At 30.5% G+C, this 26,562-nt stretch carries 21 protein-coding genes and 5 tRNA genes; 21 read left to right on the forward strand and 5 right to left on the reverse strand.

Annotation, left to right across the window (positions count from 1 at the left end):
• The first annotated feature begins 12 nt into the window (after positions 1–12).
• From MKD41_RS15840 to MKD41_RS15930, 19 genes are all read left to right on the forward strand, one after another.
• Positions 13–1,179: an acyl-CoA dehydrogenase family protein gene (locus MKD41_RS15840; protein WP_240243316.1), complete on the forward strand. Its 1,167-nt coding sequence runs from the start codon at positions 13–15 to the stop codon at positions 1,177–1,179.
• 282 nt (positions 1,180–1,461) lie between these two features.
• A complete protein-coding gene (gene rpsU, locus MKD41_RS15845; RefSeq protein ID WP_240226949.1) occupies positions 1,462–1,659 on the forward strand; it encodes a 30S ribosomal protein S21 in 198 nt (65 codons plus the stop codon).
• A gap of 75 nt (positions 1,660–1,734) precedes the next feature.
• A complete protein-coding gene (locus MKD41_RS15850) occupies positions 1,735–2,622 on the forward strand; it encodes a tyrosine-type recombinase/integrase (RefSeq protein WP_240243317.1) in 888 nt (295 codons plus the stop codon).
• 4 nt (positions 2,623–2,626) lie between these two features.
• Complete coding sequence (gene hpf, locus MKD41_RS15855) at positions 2,627–2,926, forward strand: ribosome hibernation-promoting factor, HPF/YfiA family (protein ID WP_240243318.1); 300 nt, start codon at positions 2,627–2,629, stop codon at positions 2,924–2,926.
• 94 nt (positions 2,927–3,020) lie between these two features.
• A tRNA-Thr gene (locus tag MKD41_RS15860) sits at positions 3,021–3,094 on the forward strand.
• Between the two features lie 90 nt (positions 3,095–3,184).
• Positions 3,185–3,265 (forward strand) — tRNA-Tyr (locus MKD41_RS15865).
• 52 nt (positions 3,266–3,317) lie between these two features.
• A tRNA-Gly gene (locus tag MKD41_RS15870) sits at positions 3,318–3,390 on the forward strand.
• Between the two features lie 12 nt (positions 3,391–3,402).
• Positions 3,403–3,474 (forward strand) — tRNA-Thr (locus tag MKD41_RS15875).
• Between the two features lie 57 nt (positions 3,475–3,531).
• Complete coding sequence (tuf, locus tag MKD41_RS15880) at positions 3,532–4,719, forward strand: elongation factor Tu (RefSeq protein WP_240243319.1); 1,188 nt, start codon at positions 3,532–3,534, stop codon at positions 4,717–4,719.
• A 53-nt stretch (positions 4,720–4,772) separates the two neighbouring features.
• Positions 4,773–4,845 (forward strand) — tRNA-Trp (locus tag MKD41_RS15885).
• Positions 4,846–4,859: 14 nt separating this feature from the next.
• On the forward strand, positions 4,860–5,048 hold the full coding sequence (secE, locus tag MKD41_RS15890; RefSeq protein WP_240243320.1) for a preprotein translocase subunit SecE: 189 nt from the start codon (positions 4,860–4,862) through the stop codon (positions 5,046–5,048).
• 10 nt (positions 5,049–5,058) lie between these two features.
• A complete protein-coding gene (gene nusG / locus MKD41_RS15895) occupies positions 5,059–5,610 on the forward strand; it encodes a transcription termination/antitermination protein NusG (protein ID WP_240226954.1) in 552 nt (183 codons plus the stop codon).
• Between the two features lie 68 nt (positions 5,611–5,678).
• Positions 5,679–6,122, forward strand: coding sequence for a 50S ribosomal protein L11 (rplK, locus tag MKD41_RS15900; RefSeq protein ID WP_240243321.1), 444 nt, complete (start codon positions 5,679–5,681; stop codon positions 6,120–6,122).
• Between the two features lie 15 nt (positions 6,123–6,137).
• On the forward strand, positions 6,138–6,833 hold the full coding sequence (gene rplA, locus MKD41_RS15905; protein WP_240243322.1) for a 50S ribosomal protein L1: 696 nt from the start codon (positions 6,138–6,140) through the stop codon (positions 6,831–6,833).
• Positions 6,834–6,845: 12 nt separating this feature from the next.
• On the forward strand, positions 6,846–7,364 hold the full coding sequence (rplJ, locus tag MKD41_RS15910; protein WP_240243323.1) for a 50S ribosomal protein L10: 519 nt from the start codon (positions 6,846–6,848) through the stop codon (positions 7,362–7,364).
• A gap of 42 nt (positions 7,365–7,406) precedes the next feature.
• Positions 7,407–7,781, forward strand: a complete 375-nt coding sequence (gene rplL / locus MKD41_RS15915) for a 50S ribosomal protein L7/L12 (protein ID WP_240243324.1) — start codon at positions 7,407–7,409, stop codon at positions 7,779–7,781.
• 119 nt (positions 7,782–7,900) lie between these two features.
• Positions 7,901–11,716, forward strand: coding sequence for a DNA-directed RNA polymerase subunit beta (gene rpoB / locus MKD41_RS15920; RefSeq protein WP_240243325.1), 3,816 nt, complete (start codon positions 7,901–7,903; stop codon positions 11,714–11,716).
• 87 nt (positions 11,717–11,803) lie between these two features.
• Positions 11,804–16,078, forward strand: a complete 4,275-nt coding sequence (gene rpoC / locus MKD41_RS15925) for a DNA-directed RNA polymerase subunit beta' (RefSeq protein ID WP_240243326.1) — start codon at positions 11,804–11,806, stop codon at positions 16,076–16,078.
• Between the two features lie 2 nt (positions 16,079–16,080).
• Entirely contained in the window at positions 16,081–16,395 is a 315-nt protein-coding gene (locus tag MKD41_RS15930; RefSeq protein WP_240243327.1) for a DUF3467 domain-containing protein, read from the forward strand.
• A 35-nt stretch (positions 16,396–16,430) separates the two neighbouring features.
• On the opposite strand, the gene MKD41_RS15935 is transcribed toward MKD41_RS15930, so the two are convergent.
• A complete protein-coding gene (locus tag MKD41_RS15935) occupies positions 16,431–17,930 on the reverse strand; it encodes an aminotransferase-like domain-containing protein (RefSeq protein WP_240243328.1) in 1,500 nt (499 codons plus the stop codon).
• A 67-nt stretch (positions 17,931–17,997) separates the two neighbouring features.
• Between MKD41_RS15935 and MKD41_RS15940 the strand changes: the two genes are divergently transcribed.
• Entirely contained in the window at positions 17,998–19,797 is a 1,800-nt protein-coding gene (locus MKD41_RS15940) for a TonB-dependent receptor plug domain-containing protein (protein WP_240243329.1), read from the forward strand.
• Positions 19,798–20,386: 589 nt separating this feature from the next.
• Entirely contained in the window at positions 20,387–21,763 is a 1,377-nt protein-coding gene (locus MKD41_RS15945; RefSeq protein ID WP_240243330.1) for a TlpA family protein disulfide reductase, read from the forward strand.
• A 112-nt stretch (positions 21,764–21,875) separates the two neighbouring features.
• On the opposite strand, the gene MKD41_RS15950 is transcribed toward MKD41_RS15945, so the two are convergent.
• From MKD41_RS15950 to MKD41_RS15965, 4 genes are all read right to left on the reverse strand, one after another.
• On the reverse strand, positions 21,876–23,420 hold the full coding sequence (locus MKD41_RS15950) for an NAD(P)H-hydrate dehydratase (protein ID WP_240243331.1): 1,545 nt from the start codon (positions 23,418–23,420) through the stop codon (positions 21,876–21,878).
• 166 nt (positions 23,421–23,586) lie between these two features.
• Positions 23,587–24,540, reverse strand: coding sequence for an acetyl-CoA carboxylase carboxyltransferase subunit alpha (locus MKD41_RS15955; RefSeq protein ID WP_240243332.1), 954 nt, complete (start codon positions 24,538–24,540; stop codon positions 23,587–23,589).
• Between the two features lie 57 nt (positions 24,541–24,597).
• Positions 24,598–25,476 carry a DMT family transporter gene (locus MKD41_RS15960; protein ID WP_240243333.1) on the reverse strand — a complete coding sequence of 293 codons (879 nt, stop codon included), beginning with the start codon at positions 25,474–25,476 and terminating at the stop codon, positions 24,598–24,600.
• On the reverse strand, positions 25,463–26,551 hold the full coding sequence (locus tag MKD41_RS15965; RefSeq protein WP_240243334.1) for an LptF/LptG family permease: 1,089 nt from the start codon (positions 26,549–26,551) through the stop codon (positions 25,463–25,465). The genes MKD41_RS15960 and MKD41_RS15965 overlap by 14 nt, the downstream gene beginning before the upstream one ends.
• Positions 26,552–26,562 lie beyond the last annotated feature (11 nt).

The raw sequence follows: 26,562 nt of genomic DNA on the forward strand, positions 1-26,562 counted from the left end.
GTCTATCTTTAAATGAACAACATGTACTTTACTGAAGAACACGAGTCGTTTCGACAAAGTTTTCGAGATTTTCTACTAAAAGAAGTAGTTCCGTATGTTAATAAATGGGAAAAACAAGGTTTTATAGATAGGCGAATTTGGAAAAAATTTGGAGAAATGGGGTATTTTGGATTGAATGCTCCTGAAGAATATGGAGGTTTAAATCTAGATCTTTTTTATACCGTTATATTCTTAGAAGAATTACAAAAAGTAAATTCAGGTGGGTTTGCAGCTGCCATGTGGGCGCATACTTATTTAGCAATGACTCATTTAAACGCTGAAGGAAGTAAAGAAATAAAAGAAAAATATTTGGTACCTAGTATAGATGGTGAGAAAATTGGGTGTCTTTGTGTTTCTGAACCATTTGGGGGGTCAGATGTTGCTGGTATGCGAACAATTGCATCTAAAAATGGGACTAATTATATAATTAATGGTTCTAAAACATTTATAACAAATGGTGTTTTTTCCGATTATTTAGTTGTAGCTGCAAAAACAAGTCCAGAATTAGGTAATAAAGGAATGAGTATTTTTGTTGTTGATAGAGAAACTAAAGGAATTTCAGCTACAAATCTTGAAAAATTAGGTTGGAAAGCTTCAGATACAGCTGAAATAGCATTTGATAATGTAATTGTTCCTGAAGAAAATTTATTAGGAAAAGAAAATAAGGGGTTTTCTTATATAATGCAACATTTTGCTTCAGAAAGACTTATAATGGGTATTAATGCTCATGCGAGAGCAGAATTTGCATTAAACTATGCAATACAATATATGTCTGAAAGAAAAGCTTTTGGAAAAACAATAGATCAATTTCAGGCACTAAGACATAAAGTTGCAGATATGGCAAGTGAAGTTGAAATGTGTAAAGAATTTAACTATTCTATTGTTTCTAGAATGGATAAAGGAGATTATGTGGTGAAAGAAGCAAGTATGTCTAAACTAATGGCAACAAAAATAGCAGATGAAGTTATTTATCAATGTTTACAGTTGTTAGGAGGTTATGGTTATATGGAAGATTATCCAATGGCACGACTTTTAAGAGATAGTAGGTTAGGTCCAATTGGTGGTGGCACTTCTGAAATTTTGAGAGAAATTATCGCAAAAATGATAATTGATAAGAAAGAGTATAAACCGGCAACGTAGGTTTTTGATATTATTTTTGCGAAAATAGTCCTCTAATTTGCAAAAATGATAATTGACAAGAAAGAATATAAACCAGCAACATAATTTTTTTGTTTTTTTACGTAAAATAAACATTGTAGAAAAGGATTGGAATTAAGTGATTTAGCTAAAAAAAGACGATTATTTTAAGTTAAAACTATAGATTTTAATTTTTTAATTCTTAAAATCCAATTTTTCAAATTAAAATTATATATTTGCAACCTTAAATTTAAAAGAGAACGACTTGAAAGGAGGTGCTAAAATATGTTAATCATACCAGTTAAAGACGGAGAAAATATTGATAGAGCGTTAAAACGTTATAAAAGAAAATTTGATCGTACTAAAACAATGAAAAATTTACGTAATCGTAAACAATTCAATAAGCCATCAGTTGTAAAACGTGCGCAAAACATAAAAGCTCAATATGTTCAAAAATTAAGAACAAACGAAGAGCAAGGTTAATTATTAGCCAAAAAATAAAAACCGTTAGTAAAAACAATTTACAATTTGTATGTTTGTTTTCTAACGGTTTTTTTTATGCCTACAAAATCCTTTTTAAATTATTTACTAATAGAGAAAAAGTATAGTAATCATACTATAATTGCGTATAAAAAAGATTTAAATGATTTTTTTGAATTTTACAGTGCTAATTATGGAGAGGTTGATATATTAGAAATAAACTATTCACAAATTAGAAGTTGGATAGTTGGTTTAGTAAATTCAGGTATTAGTAACCGTAGTGTTAATAGAAAGGTGTCTTCTTTAAAATCGTACTTTAAATTTCTTCAAAAAGCAAAACAAATTAAAGTAAATCCGTTAGCAAAACACCAAGCTTTAAAAACTTCAAAACAAGTGCAGATTCCTTTTTCTAAAAAAGAAATAAAGCAGGTGCTAGATTTAAAAAATGAAACTGAAGATTTTGAATCTGTTAGAAATAAATTAATTGTTGAATTATTTTATTCGACAGGTATTAGAAGAAGTGAATTAATTCATATAAAAATTGAAGCGATTGATTTTAATAATGAAACAATTAAAGTATTAGGAAAAAGAAATAAAGAACGGTATATTCCGTTATTAAAAACAGTACAAGCCTCGTTAAAAGATTACCTTAATTATAGAAATAAGATTAATTGTGAATTGCCTTATTTATTTATTACAAAAAAAGGTAAAATAATATACGATACACTTGTATATAGAATTATAAATAATTATTTTAGTACTGTATCATCAAAAGTGAAAAAGAGTCCACATGTAATTAGGCACTCTTTTGCAACACACTTATTAAATGAAGGTGCAGATTTAAACGCTGTTAAAGAATTACTTGGGCATTCAAGTTTAGCGTCAACACAAGTTTATACCCACAGTAGTTTGGGTAAATTAAAAGAAGTGTATAATCAAGCTCACCCAAGGAGCCAAAAAAAATAAATTTATGAAAGTAAACGTACAGTCAGTTAATTTTAATGCGGATAAAGAACTTATTGTTTTTGTAGAGAAGAAAATTAGTGGTTTAGAAAAATACTACGATAAAATTGTAGATTCAGAAGTGTATTTAAAAGTACATCAAACAAGTGAAAAAGAAAATAAAAATGTAGATGTAAAATTAAATATTCCGGGGAACGATCTTATAGTTAAAAAGCAATGTAAAACATTTGAGGAAGGTGTTATGTTGGCTGTAGATTCATTAAAACGAAAGCTTACACAAAAGAAAGAAAAAATAAGATCAAAATAATTTAAAAAAAAACTTTAAAAAGTTTTGTTTAAAACTAAAATTTAATACATTTGCAGTCCGTTAGAAATAGCGGACTTCTTTTATGGAGTAAAAAGCCGATGTAGCTCAGCTGGCTAGAGCAGCTGATTTGTAATCAGCAGGTCGTGGGTTCGAGTCCCTCCATCGGCTCAAATATTGAGAATAAGATTTTAAATTATTATTGTAAAAGAGAAATTTTAAAATTTGTCAATTTTTTTGACAATGATCTTTGAAAATACTGGTGAGATACTCAAGTGGCCAACGAGGGCAGACTGTAAATCTGCTGCGCAAGCTTCGAAGGTTCGAATCCTTCTCTCACCACAATAAATTGGAATTAAAATATTACCCAATGATGAATTGGATAAAAATTATTGCGAGAGTAGCTCAGTTGGTAGAGCTTCAGCCTTCCAAGCTGACTGTCGCCGGTTCGAGCCCGGTCTCTCGCTCTATTTTTTTTGGCCGGTGTAGCTCAGGGGTAGAGCGTTTCCTTGGTAAGGAAGAGGTCACGGGTTCAATTCCCGTCATTGGCTCAATAAAATGAATTGAATTTAACACTATATATAACTAAGATTTAAAAATTAATAATTATGGCTAAAGAAACTTTCGATCGTTCAAAAGCACACTTAAACATTGGTACTATTGGACACGTTGATCACGGTAAAACAACCTTAACAGCTGCTATTACTGTTGTATTAGCAGAGAAAGGACTTTCTGAAGTAAAAGATTTCGATCAAATCGATAACGCTCCTGAAGAAAAAGAAAGAGGTATTACAATTAATACTGCACACGTTGAGTATCAAACGGCAACTCGTCACTATGCTCACGTTGACTGTCCAGGTCACGCGGATTACGTAAAAAACATGGTAACAGGTGCTGCTCAAATGGACGGTGCAATTATCGTAGTAGCTGCAACAGATGGACCAATGCCTCAAACAAGAGAGCACATCTTATTAGGTCGTCAGGTAGGTATTCCAAGATTAGTTGTATTCATGAATAAGGTGGATATGGTTGATGATGAGGAATTATTAGAATTAGTAGAAATGGAAATTAGAGATTTATTATCTTTCTATGACTATGATGGTGATAATACTCCTGTAATTCAAGGTTCTGCTTTAGGTGGATTAAATCTTGAACCAAAATGGATGGAGAAAATTATGGAATTAATGGATGCCGTTGATACTTGGATTGAGTTACCAAAGCGTGATGTTGATAAAGATTTCTTAATGCCTATTGAAGATGTATTCTCAATTACTGGTCGTGGTACTGTAGCAACTGGACGTATTGAGACAGGTGTTGCTAATACAAGTGATGCTGTTGATATTATTGGTATGGGTGCTGAAAAATTAACTTCTACTATTACTGGAGTTGAAATGTTCCGTAAAATATTAGATAGAGGTGAAGCTGGTGATAACGTAGGTATTTTATTAAGAGGTATCGCTAAAGAAGATATTAAAAGAGGTATGGTAATTTGTAAACCAGGCTCAGTAACTCCTCACGCTAACTTTAAAGCAGAGGTTTATATCTTGAAGAAAGAAGAGGGTGGTCGTCACACACCATTCCACAATAACTATCGTCCACAGTTTTACGTACGTACAACTGATGTAACAGGTACAATTAACTTACCTGAAGGGGTTGAGATGGTAATGCCAGGAGATAACTTAACAATAACTGTTGAATTACACCAACCAATTGCATTAAACGTAGGTTTACGTTTTGCAATTCGTGAAGGAGGTAGAACAGTAGGTGCTGGTCAGGTAACAGAAATGTTAGACTAATCATTATCTAAATAAAAATATAAGGTGCTTCTTTTAACGAAGCACCTTTCTTTACGGGCGTAGCTCAGTTGGTAGAGCACTGGTCTCCAAAACCAGGTGTCGGGAGTTCGAGCCTCTCCGCCCGTGCAAAAAAATAAAAAATGAATTTAGTTAATTATATAAAAGACTCATTTGAAGAGTTACGCAATAAAGTCTCTTGGATTTCCTGGGAAGAAGCTCAGAAATCTACAGTGATTGTTGCGATTTTTACAATTATATTTGCCTTGGCTGTATTTTTAGTAGATAAATTCTTCCAAACAGGTTTAACTGAGTATTTTAAATTATTTTAATAATTAAGTTATGGCTGATTCTGTGAAAAAATGGTATGTTGTAAGGGCTATTGGTGGGCAAGAGAATAAAGTGAAATCTTATATAGAGAATGAGATTGCACGTTTAGGAATGACTGATTATGTTGATAGAGTTCTAGTACCTACAGAAAAAGTAATTCAAGTACGTAATGGGAAAAAAATTAACAAAGAACGTGTTTATTTTCCTGGTTATGTAATGATTGAAGCTAACTTAAGTGGAGAATTACCACATGTTATTAAATCTATTACAGGTGTAATAGGTTTTTTAGGTGAAGTAAAAGGAGGAGATCCTGTACCTATGCGAAAATCAGAAATAAACCGAATGCTAGGTAAAGTCGATGAATTATCTGTACAAAACGATAATGTTGCAATTCCTTATGTAGTTGGTGAAACTGTTAAAGTAATCGATGGTCCATTTAATGGTTTTGACGGTACAATAGAAAAGATAAATGAAGAAAAGCGTAAACTAGAAGTAATGGTTAAAATTTTCGGAAGAAAAACACCATTAGAGTTAAGTTATATGCAGGTTGATAAAATTTCATAATAGTTACATATAATTTACGATGTTACATTAGCTTCCAATTTATGTAATATCTAATTTAAGATTTAAAAATGGCAAAAGAAGTTAGTAAAGTAGTAAAATTACAAGTTCGTGGAGGTGCAGCAAATCCATCACCACCTGTTGGACCTGCTTTAGGGGCTGCCGGAGTTAATATTATGGAGTTCTGTAAGCAATTTAATGCTAGAACTCAAGAAAAACAAGGAAAAGTTTTACCTGTTGCAATTACTGTATATAAGGATAAATCTTTCGATTTTGTTATAAAAACTCCACCAGCAGCAGTGCAAATTTTAGAAGCAGCTAAAGTTAAAAAAGGTTCAGCTGAACCAAATAGAAATAAAGTAGCTACAGTTACTTGGGATCAATTGAAAACAATTGCTGAAGATAAAATGGTAGATTTAAATGCATTTACTGTAGAGTCAGCTATGCTTATGATGGCAGGTACAGCACGTTCAATGGGAATTAGGGTAAAAGGAGAAGCTCCTGTAAAACAATAAAACAGTTATTAAAAAATGGCAAAATTAACTAAAAAGCAAAAAGAAGCTGAAGCTAAGGTTGATAAAACTCAAACTTACAGTTTAAAAGATGCTTCTGCTTTAGTAAAAGAAATTACTAATGTAAATTTTGATGCATCTATTGATTTAGCTGTTAGATTAGGAGTTGATCCTCGTAAAGCAAATCAAATGGTTAGAGGGGTAGTAACATTACCTCACGGAACCGGTAAAGATGTTAAAGTTTTAGCATTAGTAACTCCAGATAAAGAAGCAGATGCTAAGGAAGCAGGTGCAGATTATGTTGGATTAGATGAATACCTTCAAAAAATTAAAGAAGGTTGGACAGATGTTGATGTTATAATCACTATGCCTAGTGTTATGGGAAAATTAGGTCCATTAGGTCGAATTTTAGGACCTAGAGGTTTAATGCCAAACCCTAAAACAGGTACAGTAACAATGGATGTAGCGAAAGCTGTTACTGAAGTTAAAGCTGGTAAAATTGACTTTAAAGTTGAAAAAACAGGGATTGTTCATGCTGCTATAGCTAAAGCATCGTTTTCTGCAGATAAAATTGCAGAAAATGCTAGTGAATTAATTCAAACTTTGGTAAAGTTAAAACCAACAGCTGCTAAAGGAACTTATGTTAAAAGCATTTATATGTCTAGTACTATGAGTCCAGGTATAAGTATTGATACGAAATCAGTTAATAGTTAAAAAATAGAAATTATGACTAGAGAAGAAAAATCACAAGTGATAGATGCTATAACAACAAAGTTAACTGATCAAAATGTTATTTATTTAGCAGATATCTCAGGTTTAAATGCTTTAGACACCTCTAATTTACGTAGAGCTTGTTTTAAAGCAAATATAAAACTTGCAGTTGTTAAAAATACATTGCTAGAAAAAGCAATGATGAAATCGGATAAAGATTTTGGAGAATTACCTTCAGTATTAAAAGGGAATACTTCAATTATGTTATCTGATACTGGTAATGCACCAGCAAAATTAATAAAAGAATTTCGTAAAAAATCTGATAAGCCTTTATTAAAAGGAGCTTATGTTGCTGAAGCTATTTATGTTGGTGATGACCAATTAGAAACTTTAGTTAGCATTAAATCTAAAGAAGAAGTTATTGGAGAAATCGTTACGATTTTACAATCACCAGCTAAAAATGTTATTTCAGCATTACAGTCAGGTGGCACAAAATTATCTGGTATAATTAAGACATTATCAGAAAAAGAATAAGCGCACTAATAAACTAATATAATAAAAATTAAACAAAGAGAAATGGCAGATTTAAAAGATTTCGCAGAACAACTTGTTAACTTAACAGTAAAAGAAGTAAACGAGTTAGCTAATATTTTAAAAGACGAGTATGGTATTGAGCCAGCTGCAGCAGCAGTTGCAGTAGCAGGTCCAGCAGCAGGTGGAGCAGCAGAAGAAGAAGCTCAAACTGAATTTGATGTAATTTTAAAAGCAGCAGGTGGTTCTAAATTAGCAGTTGTAAAACTAGTTAAAGAATTAACTGGTTTAGGATTAAAAGAAGCTAAAGGTGTTGTAGATAGCGCACCAGCACCAGTAAAAGAAGGTGTTTCTAAAGAAGAAGCTGAAGCATTAAAAGCATCATTAGAAGAAGCTGGAGCAGAGGTTGAGCTTAAATAAGCTAACAACAGCTAAAACAATTTAAGGTTTAGGTCTGGGGCAATCCTAAGACCTAAACCATTTTGCGTATATATTCGTTCTTATATTTTAATAGTTTTTTAACTTAAAGTTTTTGTCCATTGGCATCAAAAAATTTCACCGAAAGAATAAACTTTGCATCAGCTAAATTGGTAACTGAATATCCAGATTTTTTAGATATTCAGGTTAAATCGTTTCAAGATTTTTTCCAATTAAAAACTAAAGCTGACGAACGAAGTACCGAAGGCTTATATAAAACCTTCCTTGACAACTTCCCAATTACAGATACTCGTAACCAATTTGTGTTAGAGTTTATAGATTACTTTGTAGATCCTCCTCGATATTCTATTCAAGAATGTATAGAGAGAGGTCTTACTTATTGTGTGCCTTTAAAAGCACGCTTAAAGTTGTACTGTACAGATCCTGAACATGAAGATTTTGAAACTATTGTTCAAGATGTGTATTTAGGTACAATTCCTTATATGACAAATAGTGGTACTTTTGTTATTAATGGAGCTGAAAGAGTTGTAGTTTCTCAATTACACCGTTCTCCTGGAGTATTCTTTGGACAATCATTCCACGCAAACGGAACAAAATTATATTCTGCAAGAGTAATTCCTTTTAAAGGTTCTTGGATAGAGTTTGCAACTGATATCAATCAAGTAATGTATGCTTATATTGATAGAAAGAAAAAATTACCAGTAACTACATTGTTTAGAGCAATTGGTTACGAAAGAGATAAAGATATTCTTGAAATTTTTGATCTTGCTGAAGAAATTAAAGTTTCTAAAAGCGGTCTAAAAAAAGTATTAGGTAGAAAATTAGCTGCACGTGTATTAAAAACTTGGTTTGAAGACTTTGTTGATGAAGATACAGGAGAGGTTGTTTCTATTGAAAGAAATGAAATTGTATTAGATAGAGATACAATTTTAGAAAAAGAACAAATAGAAGAAATTATAGAGTCTGGAGCTAGAACCATTTTACTTCATAAAGAAGATAATGAAATGGCAGATTATGCAATTATTCATAACACGCTACAAAAAGATCCAACAAACTCTGAAAAAGAAGCTGTTGAACATATATACAGACAATTACGTAATGCTGAACCGCCAGATTTTGAAACTGCGAAAGGTATTATAGATAAACTATTCTTTTCTGAACAACGTTATAACTTAGGTGAAGTTGGACGTTACAGAATGAATAAAAAACTTGGTCTAAACGAAGATATAAATCAAAAAGTTTTAACAAAATTAGATATTATTACCATAATCAAAAACTTGATTAAATTGGTAAATTCTAAAGCTGAAGTAGATGATATTGACCACTTATCTAACCGTCGTGTTAGAACTGTTGGTGAACAATTAGCTAGTCAGTTTGGTGTTGGTTTATCTCGTATGGCTCGTACCATTCGTGAACGTATGAATGTTCGTGATAATGAGGTGTTTACACCTATTGATTTAATTAATGCTAAAACATTATCATCAGTAATTAATTCATTCTTTGGAACCAATCAGTTATCTCAATTTATGGATCAAACTAATCCATTAGCAGAGATTACACACAAACGTAGATTATCAGCATTAGGACCTGGAGGTTTATCTAGAGAAAGAGCCGGATTTGAGGTGCGTGATGTTCACTATACACATTACGGGCGTTTATGTCCAATTGAAACACCTGAGGGGCCAAATATTGGTTTAATTTCATCTTTAGCAGTATTTGCAAAAGTAAATAACTTAGGGTTTATTGAAACTCCATATAGAGAGGTTATTGATGGAAATGTTAATATTTCTGAAGAACCTAGATATTTAAGTGCTGAAGAAGAGGAAGGAATGAAATTTGCACAGTCAAATTTACCTTTAGATGATTCTGGTAAATTTACTGATGAAAAAATTATTGTTCGTGAAGAAGCAGATTATCCGGTTGTTGAACCTTCTATGGTTAACTTTATGGATGTTGCTCCTAATCAAATAGCTTCTATATCTGCATCTTTAATTCCATTTTTGGAACATGATGATGCGAATAGAGCATTGATGGGATCGAATATGATGCGTCAGGCTGTACCTTTATTAAAACCAGAGTCACCAATTGTTGGTACTGGTTTAGAATTAAGAGTCGCTAAAGATTCACGTATTTTAATGAATGCTGAAGGGCCAGGAGTCGTAGAATATGTAGATGCAAATACTATTACTATTAAATACGATAAGACAGATGAAGATCGTATGGTTAGTTTTGAAGGTGATAGTAAATCATATAACCTAATTAAATTTAGAAAAACAAATCAAGGAACTTCTATTAATCTAAAACCTATTGTTCAAAAAGGAGATAGAGTAGAAGAAGGACAAGTACTTTGTGAAGGTTATGCAACAGAAAAAGGAGAATTAGCACTTGGTAGAAATATGAAAGTAGCCTTTATGCCTTGGAAAGGGTATAACTTTGAGGATGCGATTGTAATTTCTGAAAAAGTGGTAAAAGAAGATATATTTACTTCTATCCATATTGATGAGTATTCTTTAGAAGTTAGAGATACAAAATTAGGAGCAGAAGAATTAACTAATGATATTCCTAATGTTTCAGAAGAGGCTACTAAAGACTTAGATGAGAATGGAATGATTAGAATTGGAGCTGAAGTTAAACCTGGAGATATTTTAATTGGTAAAATTACTCCAAAAGGTGAATCAGACCCTACTCCTGAAGAAAAATTATTAAGAGCTATCTTTGGTGATAAAGCTGGTGATGTAAAAGATGCATCTTTAAAAGCTTCTCCATCATTAAGGGGGGTAGTAATTGATAAAAAATTATTTGAAAGAGCTGTTAAAGATAAATCTAAACGAGCTCAAGATAAAGTTAGTATTGCTAATTTAGAAAGTAAATATACTGCTAAATTAGAAGATTTAAGATCTGTTCTTATTGAAAAATTATTTACTTTAGTTAGTGGAAAAACTTCTCAAGGTGTATTAAATGACCTTGGTGAGGAAATACTAATAAAGGGTAAGAAATTTACTTTAAAGATGTTAAATGCTGTTCCAGACTTTAATTATTTAACCAAAGGTGTTTGGACTACAGATGATCATATTAATATGCTTGTTACAGAATTAATTCACAATTATAAAATTAAAGTGAATGATTTACAAGGAGCTCTGAGACGTGAGAAATTTACTGTTTCTGTTGGAGATGAATTACCTGCAGGAATTTTAAAACTTGCTAAAATTTATATCGCTAAAAAACGTAAGTTAAAAGTGGGTGATAAAATGGCAGGTCGTCACGGAAATAAAGGTATTGTTGCACGTATTGTTCGTCAAGAAGATATGCCTTTCTTAGAAGATGGTACCCCAGTAGATATAGTGCTAAACCCACTTGGTGTACCTTCTCGTATGAATATTGGTCAAATTTATGAAACTGTTCTAGGTTGGGCAGGTCAAAAATTAGGAACCAAATATGCAACACCAATATTTGATGGAGCAAGTATTGATGAAATTACTAAAATAACTGACAAAGCAGGTGTACCACAATACGGTCATACATATTTATATGATGGAGGTACAGGAGAACGTTTTGACCAAAAAGCAACGGTAGGTGTAATTTATATGATTAAACTAGGTCATATGATTGATGATAAAATGCACGCACGTTCTATAGGTCCTTACTCATTAATTACACAACAACCATTAGGTGGTAAAGCACAATTTGGAGGTCAACGTTTTGGTGAGATGGAGGTTTGGGCACTTGAGGCTTATGGTGCTTCTAGTACATTACGTGAAATTTTAACTGTAAAATCTGATGATGTTATGGGTAGAGCTAAGACGTATGAGGCCATTGTAAAAGGTGATGCTATGCCAGAACCTGGATTGCCAGAATCATTTAACGTATTAATGCACGAACTTAGAGGTCTTGGATTAGACGTTAGATTAGAAGAATAATTTAAGTAAACACTATTCAGTCTCAGTTATTAATAAACTGTGACTGAATACTGAATACTGCCAACCAATTACTGAATACTATAAAAAATGGCAAGAAAAACTGATAAATACACTGTAAAAAAGTTTAATAAAATTTCAATTGGTTTATCATCTCCAGAAGCAATTCTAGAGAAATCAAACGGAGAAGTATTAAAACCAGAAACTATAAATTATCGTACGCATAAACCAGAAAGAGATGGTTTGTTTTGTGAACGAATTTTTGGACCTATAAAAGATTATGAATGTGCTTGTGGTAAATACAAGAGAATTCGTTATAAAGGTATTGTTTGTGACCGTTGTGGTGTAGAAGTTACAGAAAAAAAAGTACGTAGAGATAGAGTAGGACATATTAATTTAGTTGTTCCTGTAGCTCATATTTGGTACTTTAAATCATTACCTAACAAAATGGGATACCTTTTAGGTTTACCATCTAAAAAGTTAGATATGATTATTTACTACGAACGTTATGTAGTAATACAACCTGCAGGAGCAAAAAATGCAGAAGGAGAACCATTGCAAAAAATGGACTTCTTAACTGAAGAAGAATATTTAGATATTTTAGAAACTTTTCCAGTTGAAAATCAATATTTAGATGATAGTGACCCAGATAAGTTTATCGCTAAAATGGGTGCTGCTTGTTTAATCGATTTATTTAATAGAATTGATTTAGACGAATTATCTTATGAATTGCGTCATAAAGCAAACACAGAAACATCTAAACAACGTAAAACAGAAGCATTAAAAAGATTAAACGTAGTTGAATCTTTTAGAGATGCTAATAAAAATAGAGAAAACCGTCCAGAATGGATGATAATGAAAGTAATTCCGGTAACACCACCAGAATTACGTCCATTAGTGCCATTAGATGGTGGTAGATTTGCAACATCAGATTTAAATGATTTATACAGAAGGGTAATTATTAGAAACAATCGTTTAAAACGTTTGGTTGAAATAAAAGCACCAGAAGTAATTTTACGTAATGAAAAACGTATGTTACAAGAATCTGTAGATTCATTATTTGACAATACTCGTAAATCTTCAGCTGTAAAAACAGAATCTAATCGTCCATTAAAATCATTATCAGATTCATTAAAAGGTAAGCAAGGACGTTTCCGTCAAAACTTACTTGGTAAACGTGTTGATTATTCTGCACGTTCTGTAATTGTTGTTGGACCAGAATTAAAATTATACGAATGTGGATTGCCAAAAGATATGGCAGCTGAATTGTACAAACCTTTTGTTATTAGAAAATTAATAGAAAGGGGTATTGTAAAAACAGTAAAATCTGCTAAGAAAATTATAGATAAAAGAGAACCAGTTGTATGGGATATCTTAGAGAATGTTTTAAAAGGACATCCTGTAATGTTAAACCGTGCACCTACGTTACACAGATTGGGTATACAAGCTTTCCAACCAAAATTAATTGAAGGAAAAGCAATCCAATTACACCCATTGGTATGTACGGCATTTAACGCCGATTTTGATGGGGATCAAATGGCGGTTCACTTACCATTAGGACCTGAGGCTATTTTAGAGTGTCAGTTATTAATGTTAGCATCACATAATATATTAAATCCAGCAAATGGAGCACCAGTAACAGTTCCTTCTCAGGATATGGTACTTGGTTTATATTATATGACTAAAGAAAGAAAATCTACTCCAGAACATAAAATTAAAGGAGAAGGTTTAACTTTTTACTCTCCGCAAGAAGTAACAATAGCTTTTAACGAAAAAGCTGTAGACTTAAATGCAAGTATTAAAGTTAAAACTAAAGACTTTGATGATGAAGGAGTTTTGGTTGACCAAATTATTGAAACTACTGTTGGTAGAGTTTTATTTAATGAAGTTGTACCAGAAGCTGCAGGTTATGTAAATGAAGTATTAAATAAAAAATCATTAAGAGACATTATTGGTTACATTTTAAAAGTAACCGATGTTCCTACTACTGGAAAATTCTTAGATGATATGAAATCAATGGGATATAGTTTTGCATTCCGTGGTGGTTTATCATTTAGTTTGGGAGATATTATTATTCCTCCAGAAAAAGTTGATATGATTGCAACTGCAAATGCTCAAGTTGACAATATTATGGCTAACTATAATATGGGTATGTTAACAAATAAAGAGCGTTACAACCAGGTAATTGATATTTGGGGTTCTACAAACAACCGTTTAACAGAACTATCAATGAAACGTTTGCGTGAAGATCAACAAGGGTTTAACTCTGTATTTATGATGCTTGATTCTGGTGCAAGGGGTTCTAAAGAACAAATTCGTCAGTTAACAGGTATGCGTGGATTAATGGCGAAACCTAAAAAATCTACAGCAAGTGGTGGAGAAATTATTGAAAATCCAATTCTTTCTAACTTTAAAGAAGGTTTATCAATTCTTGAATACTTTATTTCTACTCACGGTGCTCGTAAAGGTTTAGCGGATACAGCATTGAAAACTGCCGATGCAGGTTATTTAACACGTCGTTTAGTTGATGTTTCTCAAGATGTTATTGTAAACGAACACGATTGTGGTACTTTAAGAGGATTGGTTGTTCAACCACTTAAAAAGAATGATGAGATAGTTGAGTCGTTAGGTGAAAGAATTGTAGGTCGTGTATCATTACATGATGTTTCAGACCCTATTACTGAAGAAATATTAGTACATTCAGGTGAATTAATTACACCTGAAATTGCAAAAATAATTGAAAGCTCTGCAGTTGATAGTGTAGAAGTTCGTTCTGCATTAACTTGTGAAGCTAAAAAAGGTATTTGTGCACAGTGTTATGGAAATAGCTTGTCTACAAATAAAATGGTTCAAATTGGAGAAGCTGTGGGTGTTGTAGCCGCACAATCTATTGGAGAACCAGGTACACAGTTAACATTAAGAACTTTCCACGTTGGTGGGGTTGCAGGTAATATTTCAGAAAATAATAAGTTAATTTCTAAATTTGCGGGTAAAGCTCAAATTGAAGATTTAAGAACTGTTGCAGGTACAGACTCTGACGGAACTCCTATTGATATTGTTATTTCTAGAACATCAGAAGTAAAAATTATTGATGAGAAATCTGGATTAACATTAAGTGCAAATAACATTCCTTATGGTTCAACTGTATATATTGCAGATGGAGAAAAAGTTAAGAAAAACGATGTTATGTGTAAATGGGATCCATTTAACGGTGTTATTGTTTCAGAATTTGCAGGAACTATTCAGTTTGAAAATATTGAAAAAGGTCTTAATTACCTTGTAGAAATTGATGAACAAACTGGTTTCCAAGAAAAAGTAATTATTGAATCTAAAAATAAAAAGACTATTCCTACATTATTATTGAAAGATGATAATGATAATGTAATTAGATCGTATAACCTACCTGTAGGTGCGCATTTAATTGTTGAAGATGGCGATAAAATTGCATCAGGAATGATAATCGTTAAAATTCCTCGTAAATCAGGACGATCTGGTGATATTACAGGAGGTTTACCACGTGTAACAGAATTATTTGAAGCACGTAATCCTTCTAATCCAGCTGTTGTTTCTCAAATTGATGGAGTTGTATCTTTTGGAAAAATTAAACGTGGTAATAGAGAAATTATAGTTGAATCTAAATTAGGAGATGTTAAAAAGTATTTAATAAAACTTTCTAATCAAATTCTAGTTCAAGAGAATGACTTTATTAAAGCTGGTATGCCACTTTCTGAAGGAGCTGTTACACCAAATGATATTTTAAATATTGAAGGACCTGCTAAAGTTCAGGAATATTTAGTAAATGAAATTCAAGAGGTGTACCGTTTACAAGGGGTGAAAATTAATGACAAACACTTTGAAGTTGTTGTACGTCAAATGATGCGTAAAGTTAGAATTATTGATTCTGGAGATACATTATTCTTAGAAAATCAATTAATTCATAAAAATGACTTTATTGAGCAAAATGACAATATTTATGGAATGAAAGTTGTTGAAAATGCAGGAGATTCTACCAATTTAAAAGAAGGTCAAATTGTTACACCGCGTCAATTAAGAGATGAAAACTCTGTATTACGTAGAGAAGATAAAGCCTTAGTTGAAGCTAGAGATGCAAAACCAGCTACAGCAGAACAAATTTTACAAGGTATTACAAGAGCATCTTTACAAACTAAATCGTTTATTTCTGCAGCTTCCTTCCAGGAAACTACAAAAGTATTAAACGAAGCCGCTGTAAGTGGTAAAGTTGATGATTTAGAAGGGTTAAAAGAAAATGTAATTGTAGGTAAACGTATTCCTGCAGGTACAGGTATGAGAATATATGATAATATTATTGTAGGTTCTCAAGAAGAAATGGATTCAAACCTTTAATTATGAGTGATCAAAAACCTAAAAAAGAAGGACAAATTAATATTGAATTAGATGATAAAACTGCTGAAGGAACTTATTCTAACTTAGCAATTATTAATCATTCTGTTTCAGAATTTATTGTAGATTTTGTTAGTGTAATGCCGGGGCAACCTAAGGCTAAAGTAAAATCGAGAATAATACTTACTCCTCAGCACGCTAAGAGGTTGGTAAAAGCTTTAGCTGATAATGTGCATAGGTTTGAACAAAGTCACGGAGAAATTAAAGATTATGAGCAGCCTCCAATACCAATGAATTTTGGTCCTACAGGCGAAGCATAAAAAATTAAAGCCGAACATTTATTTGTTCGGCTTTTTTATTTTAATAGTATGTTATTATAAGCTGTTTTTAGTTTTTTAATAACAATTTCTATTTCTATTTCATTTAAATGTCCAAAACCAAAACGAATGGCACAGGTGTTTTTGTTCTGATAAAGAATTGTTTTTGGTAGAAATAAATCGTTTTTCTCAGCTTCTTTAGCTAATTTTAGTAGTGATATTTTAGGTGAAAATTGCAACCACATAGCCAAACCACCAGAAGGAACATTCCATTGTGCAATAGTTGAAAAATATTGAGTTAAAAGTTTACATAAAATAGCTCTTCTTTTTTTATAGATTACAATGTTCTTTTTTGTAAGTCTGTAAATTTCACCTTCATTAATTAATTCAAATAGCATTTGTTCTTGAATTAAATCGCCTTGTTTATCTAATAATTCTAAATAATTTCGTGCTTCCAATATTAAATCTTCTGGAGCTATCACAAATCCTGTTTGAAAACTTGGAAATAAAGACTGTCCAATTTTTCCTAAATAAATAATCATTCCACCTGCATCTGAACTCGCCATTGGTAATCTTGCAGATCCTTCAAATTGAAAATCGTAATCGTAGTCATCTTCAATAATTGCAAATTTATATTTTTTTGCTAATTGTAATAGAGCTAAACGTCGTTCAGCACTTAAAGAAACAGTAGTTGGATAATCTCTATGGGTACATATATATATGCATCTAATACTGTTTTTTACAAAGTTCTTTTTTATATAATCAACATCTAAACCGTTGACATCAACAGGGACTGTTTTAATTTGAGCACCTGTTTGTTGAAAAATCATATTAGCGGCGTAATTACTTAATTGACCTACTAGAATTACATCGTTTTGTTTTAGTAAGAGTTGAGATACTACGTACAAACTCATTTCTGTGCTACGTGTATTTATTAGGTTGTTTGGGCTAATATGAAAACCTCTGGTTGCATTTAAGTAATTGCATAATTGCGTTAGAAATAATGAACTGTCAAAATCATAAGATCTATTCCATTTATTAATTAATGTTTTTCGTTTCATAGCAGCGCTGTACCACCTTGTAAATTGATGAACTGGATGCAAACGTAAATCTGGTTTTCCATCATTAATAGAATACTTGGCGTTTGTTACTTGAACAGTTGAAGCTAAATGAAAGGAATTTTGAAATGGAAATCCTGTTGTTTTAGCATAGGTATACCTTTCATTTATTTTTTGAGAAGTTGCTTTTATTTTAGCCGTTTTTTGTTCTGGTTCTAAAATAAATGTGCCTTTATTAGATATAATTTCAACCCAGCCTTGTGAGGCTAATTCTTCGTAGATTGCAACAGCTGTATTTCTATGGATGTTTAATAACTGACTTAATACACGAGTTCCTGGAAGATTTGTTCCTTTGGTTAGATAATTGCGCTGTACGGCATTTATAATTTGTCTCGAGGCTTGTAAATATAGCGGTTGCGATTCAGATTTATCTAAATTAATTAGCTGTTTAAAAAGTGTACTAACCGGACTATCTATCATTTTAAAACTGGTCTATATTAATCGTCCGGAAAGTTACTACTTTTACAATGATTATAAATTACTATTTATGAAAATTTCAAATAGAATACTATTCGTTTTATTATTTACGTATACTTCAATATATGCCCAAAAAGATACTGTAAAGCTTAAAGAAGTTACAATAACATCTAATAGAATTGCATTACCATTTTCTAAAACTTCTAGAACGTTGAATATTATTACTTCAGAAGAAATACAAAAATCTCCAGCTTCTAATGTATCAGATTTGCTACAAAGTGTTGTTGGAATAGATATTAGAAGAAGAGGAATAGACGGTATGCAATCTGATTTATATATTAGAGGAGGAAATTTTGATCAAACATTAGTTTTAATTGATGGAGTTAAAATGGATGATCCTCAAACTGGACATCATTCAATGAATGCAATTTTATCATTAGATAATATTGAACGTATAGAAGTTATAAAAGGTCCTGCAGCTCGTGTATATGGACAAAATGCATTTACGGGAGCCATAAATATTGTAACAAAAAAAATTAAAACGAATACGTTAAAAGCCAATCTAGGATATGGATCTTACCAAAATTTAAAAGGAGGAATAACCTTTAGTCAAAAATTTGATAATGGAGGTATACTTGCTTCATTAAATTATCAAGAGTCTGACGGATATAGGTATAATACAGATTTTGAAAATAAATCAGTTTTTATAAAAGCTAATTTGGGTAATTACAACCTAACTTCATCTTTTACAGCTCGAGATTTTGGTGCAAATGGATTTTATGCAAGTCCTGCTGCAATTGACCAATATGAAGAAACTCAAACTAGTTTAGTAGCTTTAGATGTTAGGTATAGAGTAGGAAATATTACTATAAAGCCTAGAGTTTATTGGAAGCGTAATCAGGATTTATATTTGTATTTAAGACATAATCCACCTGCATATCGCAATTTACATATATCAAATAAAGCAGGAGCAGAGACCAATATTGTATTAAATTCTTCTTTAGGTAAAACAGGTGTAGGTATTGATGTTTCTAGAGTATTTTTAGTAAGTAATAATTTAGAGGATCATAATAGAACTGTAATAACAGGTTTTTTTGAACATAGATTTGAAATTAATAATTTTGATATAACCCCAGGAATAGCAATTAGTTCGTTTTCAGATTTCAATACAAAAGCTTTTCCAGGGTTAGATGTTGGTTATAGATTTTCTGAGCATTTTAAATTGTATAGTAATATTGGTTATACCTATAGAGTACCAACATTTACAGACCTTTATTATGTTGGAGGAAATGAAATAGGTAATCCAGATTTAAAACCTGAATCTGCTTTATCTGAAGAACTAGGTATTAAGTATAATACAAGTAGTTTAGATATTAATCTAGCCCTTTTTAATAGAGATGCCGAAGATTTAATTGATTGGGCAAAAGAAAATCCAGAGGATCTTGAAGAAAAATGGAAAGCAAAAAATTTTAGTGAGGTTTCAACAAAAGGATTTGAAATTGATTTAGGATATAGATTTAATTTATGGAATTTTGAACAACGATTTAATTTGGGATATAGTTTTATAGAAGATGAAAATAAAGATGAATATACTAGATATGCTTTAAATAGTATTAAACATCAGGTAAATTCGGGGATAGATTTTAAATTTACTAAATTATTTAGTCAAAATATTTCTTATAGATTTGTTGAAAGAGCAAGAGGAGAAAGCTATACTATAATTGATGCTAAAATTATGGCAGAGTTAGCAAATAGAATGGAATTATTTTTAAGTGCCAATAATATTTTTAATACTTCATATACCGAAACTAATCTGGTACCAATGCCAAAAGGAAATCTAATGCTAGGACTTAGTTATAAATTTTATTAGTTATAAATCTAATATTTAAATTTTGAAACTAACTTTTTAATTATTTTTCAGTCATTTAATAAGCTAACATTTCCTAATTTACCTAAATATTGTTGAAATATAAGCTAAGGTTATTATAAAACATATTTATTGTTAATAGCTAAAATTGATTTAATTTATAAAAATGTTAAATATATAACGTTTTCGTTAGTTGAATTTAAGATATAATATCTTATATTGTTAAAAATATGATAAATATGTAAAATAGAAGTTGAGTATGTGTATAAGTGTTGTATATTTGCAGGCTAATAACTACTAAAAATATCGATATGAAAATTATCAACAAATTAAAAAATCAAGAAAGTAAAAAGAGAATGACAACAGTGGATTTTAAAAATGCTAAAAGTATTACTTGGAATAGCAAAAGAAGATTCGGAATTTAAGAAAGTACTTAAATATATTTTAAATAAAAGTGGTAGTTCATCTACCACTTTTTTTATGCTTAAATTTTAAAACAAATTGCTTTAAATCTAAATTAAAAAATTAGTGCTATTTTTTTATGTAAATAGTTTTATCTTTGAAAAATTAAATAAAAACTCAATAACAAATTATGAAAAAAATAATAACATTAATAACTGTTTTGGCATTTATTTCATGTAAACAAGAAGTAAAAGTTGATTATGCAGTTTTATCTGGTAAAATAGAAAATGCCAAAGATGATAAACTTACATTTAATAGTTCTAAAAGTCTTATTAAAGAAATAATTAAAGTATCAGAAGAAGGTATATTTTTAGATACTTTAAAAGTTTCAAGAGGATATTATATATTATCAGACGGTAAAAATAAAACTACACTTTATTTAGAAGCTGGTAATACCGTAACAATTAATTTTGATGCAAATGATTTCGAAAATTCATTAGAACTTTCTGGAGCAGGATCAGAAATAAGCAATTATTTAATTAATAAAAATAAGAAAGTAAAAGAATTATTAGGAGAAGGAACCGATATTTACCTTTTAGAAGAAGCTGATTATAAAGCTAAAATGAATGAAGTTAAAACCGCTTCAGAAGAATTATTAAACACTTCAGAAGGAATTTCAGAAGATTTTAAGGCGAAAGAGAAAAGAGATATAAACTATACCTATTTAGGTTTTGTTGATAGATACCAATTATACCATTCTCATTATGCTAAAAAGAAAGATTTTAAAGTTTCAGATGATTTTTTAAAAGAGTTAGAAACTATAGATTATAATAATGAAGAAGATTTTTTATTTTCTAAAAATTATGAAAATCTTGTAAATTCGCATTATCAAAAAGAAGCTAAAAAGTTAGCTGAAAAAGAATCTATTCCTGATGATATTGCTTATTTAAAAACTATAAAAGAGCAAGTTTCTAATGAAATAATAAAGAATAAATTAGCGTATGTAAATTCTAAATACGGTATAACTTATACAGAAAATTTAGAAGAATTTTACGCTTTATTTATGAAGATTTCAACAAATGAAGAGCATAAAAAGGACATTACTGAAAGCTATAATAAATTAAAAACAGTTACAAAAGGGCAACCTTCTCCAAAATTTGAAAATTATATTAACTTTAAAGGAGGAACTACTTCTTTAGACGATTTAAAAGGTAAGTTTGTATATGTTGATGTTTGGGCAACTTGGTGTGGACCTTGTATTGCAGAAATACCTTCTTTAAAAGAAGTAGAAGCTAAATACCATAATAAAAACATTGAGTTTGTTAGTATTTCTGTTGATGCTGAAAAGGATTATGAAAAATGGAAAACAATGGTTAAAGATGAAGACTTAAAAGGAATTCAATTGTTTTCAGATAAAAGTTGGAAATCAGATTTTGTTACTGGGTATTTAATAAAAGGGATTCCTCGTTTTATCTTAATAGATCCTAATGGAAATATTGTAAGTTCAAATGCTCCAAGACCTTCAAGTGAAAAATTAATTGAGTTATTTAACGAAAATAATATTTAAGAATTTACTTTTAAATTTTTAAAAGAAGAGGCTGTCTTAAAAGTGAAAACCCATCATTCCGAAATAAATTTAGGTTGATGAAAATTTCACTTTTAAGATAGCTTTTCTTATTTTAAGCTTCTGTATCATTAGCTTCTTCTTCAATAGGATTACCATTATTAAACAAATCTAATAACGCATTTGGTAAGTATTTTAGAATAGACGAAGCCGTAAAGGTTTCATAAGCTGTTTCTGAGATTGCTATATCTGCAGTTTTTCCATGTAGATAAACACCCAAAATAGCGGCGTTAATAGCTTGGTAACCTTGAGCTATTAATCCTATAATAATTCCAGTTAAAACATCACCGCTTCCAGCAGTTGCTAAGGCTGGATTTCCGGTTGAGTTAAAGTATTTTGTGGCTCCGTCTACAATAACAGTATGTGCGCCTTTTAGAATCACAATAACTTCGTATTTTTCTGAAAAAGCGGTAGTTTTATCTAATTTTTCAAAATCATTTTTCCAAGGTCCAACTAAACGTTCCAGTTCTTTAGGATGTGGAGTTAAAACTGTATTTTTTGGTAAAAATTTTAAAAGTGATTTATTTATAGCTAATAAATTTAAAGCATCTGCATCTATTACTAATGGTAGCTTATTTTCTTTTATAAATTTTTCAAAGCCAATAGCTGTTTTTTCATGTGTTGACATTCCTGGTCCAATAGCAATTGCAGTAGCTTTTGTTTTAAAATTAAAGTGCTCTAGAACAGTATCATTGTCAACTTCAACCATAGCTTCTGGGATAGCAATTTGTAGAATATTATAACCACATTTAGGTACGTATGCGCTAACTAAGCCGCTACCAATTTTTAATGCAGCTTTTGTTGTTAAGCTTACTGCCCCAATTTTACCAAAGCTACCTCCAATAATAAGTGCATGTCCAAAAGTACCTTTATGAGACCACTTATTTCTAGGTTTGTATAATTGTAAAACTTCACTTTTAAGATTATAGTGTAGAGTAGGGGTTAAACTTTTAATGAAATTTAGATCAAGACCAATATCAATTACCTCCCAAGTATCTATAAAATCGCGATTGTCTGGTATTAAAAGCGCTAATTTTGGTGTTTGAAATGTAAGTGTATGTGTTGCTTTTAAAACTGCATTTTTATCAATTACTACCGTATCACTAAACAATCCAGAAGGTAAATCTATTGCTAAAGTAAAAGCTTTAGTACTGTTTATATAATTAATTAGACTTTTAGTAAAACCTTCAGGAGCTCTTGTTAGTCCGTTTCCAAAAATTGCATCGATTACAATATCTTCAAAAGAAATATCTGGAAAATCATTTTCACCATTAATAATTGTTGGCCATTTGCCTATTTCTTTTAACCGATTGTAGTTCACCAAAAATTCATTGGTTCTTTTTTCACTAAAATTTACTACATAGCAGTTAACATTATAACCATTTTCATATAGGTAACGAGCAATAACTAAACCATCTCCACCATTATTTCCAATTCCGCAAAATATATGTATTTTAATATTTTGACTTTGTAAACGTGTGTGTAACCAATTAAAACATTGTTTAGCAGCATGTTCCATTAAATCAATAGAACTAATATTGTTATTGGTTATTGTTGCCTTATCTGCAGCAGCAATTTGATGTGAGTTGAGTATAAACATAGCTTAAAATTAATGAAAAAGAACCTGTTTAAAAAGTATAATTTTCTTAATCTTAAAATAATATTTTTAATTTAGAATAGTTTAACTTATTAAAATAATAAACCTCAGATTTGAAGTCAATTCTGAGGTTTTAATTTATATAGTTTATAAAAATATGGAGGTTAAATTACCCTTTGAATTCACCCATTTCTGCATATTTATTCATTCGTTTTTTTACTAAATCATCAGGCTTTAAATCTTTGAGTTCTTTAAAAGCCTTTAAGATTGTTTTTTCAACTTCTTTAAAAGCATTTTCTCTATCATAATGTGCACCACCAAGAGGTTCTTTAATAATACCATCAATTAATTTTTGCTTTTTCATATCTGTAGCAGTAAGTTTAAGAGCTTCTGCTGCTTTCTCTTTGTATTCCCAACTTCTCCATAGAATTGAAGAGCAAGATTCGGGAGATATAACGGAATACCAAGTATTTTCCATCATATAAACTCTATCACCTACACCAATACCAACAGCACCACCAGAAGCACCTTCACCAATTACAATTGTTATAATAGGTGTTTTTAGCAGTGTCATTTCAAAAATATTACGAGCAATTGCTTCACCTTGTCCACGTTCTTCAGCTTCTAATCCAGGATAAGCACCAGGAGTGTCTAGAAGTGTAATAACAGGAATTCCAAATTTTTCAGCCATTTTCATAAGCCTTAGAGCTTTTCTATAACCTTCAGGATTAGACATTCCAAAGTTTCTGTATTGGCGTGTTTTGGTATTGTAACCTTTTTGCTGACCGATAAACATAAATGATTGATCTCCTATTTTACCTAGTCCGCCAACCATTGCTTTATCATCTTTTACAGTTCTATCACCGTGTAGTTCCATAAAAGTACCATTTGTTAGATAGTTTATATAATCTAAGGTATATGGTCTGTTTGGGTGTCTCGACAACTGAACTCTTTGCCAAGCTGTAAGGTTTTTATATATTTCGGTTTTAGTTTTTAGCAATTTTTTTTCAATGTTTTTGCAACTTTCTGTTACATCTACATCACTTTCTTTACCAATTAATTCGCACTTCGTTAATTGTTCTTCTAATTCTTTTATTGGTAATTCAAATTCTAAATATTCCATGTTTTTTAAATTTGGATGTTATACAAATATAATAACTTCTAGTTTTTATGTATACACTTAGGTGCTTTTTTTATTTTTTAACATTCCATTTATAACTACTGTAACAAAAATTATAGCAGCTCCTAAATAAAATTGTGGGGTCATTTTTTCTGACTCTCCAAATATTAATACGGCTAAAAGAATTCCATAAACGGGTTCTAAATTTATGGTAAGCATTACTGTATACGGTGTTAGGTATTTCATAATATCAATAGAAATTATAAAAGCATATGCTGTACAAATTGTGCTTAAAATTATTAAATAAATTATATCGTTGGTAGTTAATGTAAAAGCTTCAGAAGTAAACCCTGTTGAAAATAAAATATAAACAGTTATAAATAATACCCCAAAAAGCAATTGATAGAATGAAATTGTTGCTCCATCATTTTGTTTAACAAATAAGCCATTGATTACTGTAAATAATGCAGAAAGCAATGATGCTATTAGGGCGTAAATAATACCAAGTGTATAATCGTTTTCTACATTAAAAATTATGTATAAACCTGAAATAACAATAAGGCCAAAAATTAATTCAGTAATATTTATTCTTCGTTTAAAAAAAAGAGGTTCAATAAACGAAGTGAATAAGGCTCCTGTACTCATTGAAACTAATGCAATTGAAACATTAGAAACTTTTATAGCTGAAAAAAAGGCAATCCAATGTATGGCAATAAGCACACCACCTATAAAAAATTTTATAAGTGTTTTGGGTGGTACTTTTAGGTTCTTTTTTTTAATTAAAAAGTAAATAAAAAGTACAATTACAGCGAGTGACATTCTATACCAAACTAATGGTATTGCGTCTATAGTTATTAGTGCTCCTAATACAGCTGTAAATCCCCAAATAAATACTATAAAGTGGAGATGTAAATAGTTTTTTAAGTTAGTTTTTGGCATTTTTATAATATAAGTATGCTGCAAGTGCTCCAAAAAAGATATTTGGGAGCCAAACCATTACAAATGCATTTGTTTCTGCACCAGCACCTAAAACTTCAACAATTTTTAAGAAAAATACGTACACAAACATTAAGGTTATTCCTATAGCTAGATTAATACCCATACCACCTCTTCTTTTTTTTGCGGCTAAACTAACTGCTATAAAAGTAAGTATGTATGTTGAAATTGGTAAACTAGTTCTTTTATGAAGTTCTACCAAATAAGTATTTAAATTACCAACACCTCTTTGTCTAGATTGTTCTATGTATTCGTATAACTTAATAGAAGTCATTTCTTTAGCTAAATCATCTATGTTGACTAAATCATTTGGTTTAAAGGCTAATAAGGTGTCTAATTTTATACCTTGTTTTATAGAGTCTCTATCTTCTAAGAGGAATCTTTTTTTGTAAGTATTAAGTCTAAAAACGGTATCTTTCTCTATCCATCTAATATTTTCAGCCATTAACTTATATTTTAATTTAGTGCCCTCAAATTTTTCATAAGAAAATTTTTGACCTTGTTTTGTGCCTAAGTTGTAACTTTTTAAATAGATATAGTCATTAGAGTCAAGTTGTAAATTGATATTTGTTATATGATTTTCATTGTATTTTTTACTTTTTAAGTATTTTTTACTGAATTTATTAAAAATCTCATTACTATTTGGAACTACAAAATGATTCATACCTAAAGCTAATAAGGTAACTAAAGTAGCTCCAATAAAATAAGGTTTTAAAAATCTAGTGAAAGAAATTTTAGCTGAATGAATTGCTATAATTTCTGTGTTTGAAGCTAATTTAGATGTAAAAAAGATTACGGCAATAAATAATGCTAAAGGCATAAATGTATTACCAAATATTACAATAAAATGGATGTAATAATCTTGTATAATTTCTGTTACTGATAAATCTGCGTGGCGTAAAAATTTATCTACTTTTTCAGCAACATCAATGGCAATTGCTATTGGTAGTAGTAATACTAGCACCAAAGCAAAGGATGATAAAAATTTTGAAAGTATGTATTTATCTAATATTCTCAATTTAAGCTATT

Origin of the sequence: Lutibacter sp. A64, from assembly GCF_022429565.1 — a bacterium.
Classification (GTDB): domain Bacteria; phylum Bacteroidota; class Bacteroidia; order Flavobacteriales; family Flavobacteriaceae; genus Lutibacter.

Coding starts and splice junctions, on each gene's coding strand:
- MKD41_RS15840 (WP_240243316.1), top strand. CDS start 13: ATGAACAACATGTACTTTACTGAAGAACACGAGTCGTTTCGACAAAGT.
- rpsU (WP_240226949.1), top strand. CDS start 1,462: ATGTTAATCATACCAGTTAAAGACGGAGAAAATATTGATAGAGCGTTA.
- MKD41_RS15850 (WP_240243317.1), top strand. CDS start 1,735: ATGCCTACAAAATCCTTTTTAAATTATTTACTAATAGAGAAAAAGTAT.
- hpf (WP_240243318.1), top strand. CDS start 2,627: ATGAAAGTAAACGTACAGTCAGTTAATTTTAATGCGGATAAAGAACTT.
- tuf (WP_240243319.1), top strand. CDS start 3,532: ATGGCTAAAGAAACTTTCGATCGTTCAAAAGCACACTTAAACATTGGT.
- secE (WP_240243320.1), top strand. CDS start 4,860: ATGAATTTAGTTAATTATATAAAAGACTCATTTGAAGAGTTACGCAAT.
- nusG (WP_240226954.1), top strand. CDS start 5,059: ATGGCTGATTCTGTGAAAAAATGGTATGTTGTAAGGGCTATTGGTGGG.
- rplK (WP_240243321.1), top strand. CDS start 5,679: ATGGCAAAAGAAGTTAGTAAAGTAGTAAAATTACAAGTTCGTGGAGGT.
- rplA (WP_240243322.1), top strand. CDS start 6,138: ATGGCAAAATTAACTAAAAAGCAAAAAGAAGCTGAAGCTAAGGTTGAT.
- rplJ (WP_240243323.1), top strand. CDS start 6,846: ATGACTAGAGAAGAAAAATCACAAGTGATAGATGCTATAACAACAAAG.
- rplL (WP_240243324.1), top strand. CDS start 7,407: ATGGCAGATTTAAAAGATTTCGCAGAACAACTTGTTAACTTAACAGTA.
- rpoC (WP_240243326.1), top strand. CDS start 11,804: ATGGCAAGAAAAACTGATAAATACACTGTAAAAAAGTTTAATAAAATT.
- MKD41_RS15930 (WP_240243327.1), top strand. CDS start 16,081: ATGAGTGATCAAAAACCTAAAAAAGAAGGACAAATTAATATTGAATTA.
- MKD41_RS15935 (WP_240243328.1), bottom strand. CDS start 17,930: ATGATAGATAGTCCGGTTAGTACACTTTTTAAACAGCTAATTAATTTA.
- MKD41_RS15940 (WP_240243329.1), top strand. CDS start 17,998: ATGAAAATTTCAAATAGAATACTATTCGTTTTATTATTTACGTATACT.
- MKD41_RS15945 (WP_240243330.1), top strand. CDS start 20,387: ATGAAAAAAATAATAACATTAATAACTGTTTTGGCATTTATTTCATGT.
- MKD41_RS15950 (WP_240243331.1), bottom strand. CDS start 23,420: ATGTTTATACTCAACTCACATCAAATTGCTGCTGCAGATAAGGCAACA.
- MKD41_RS15955 (WP_240243332.1), bottom strand. CDS start 24,540: ATGGAATATTTAGAATTTGAATTACCAATAAAAGAATTAGAAGAACAA.
- MKD41_RS15960 (WP_240243333.1), bottom strand. CDS start 25,476: ATGCCAAAAACTAACTTAAAAAACTATTTACATCTCCACTTTATAGTA.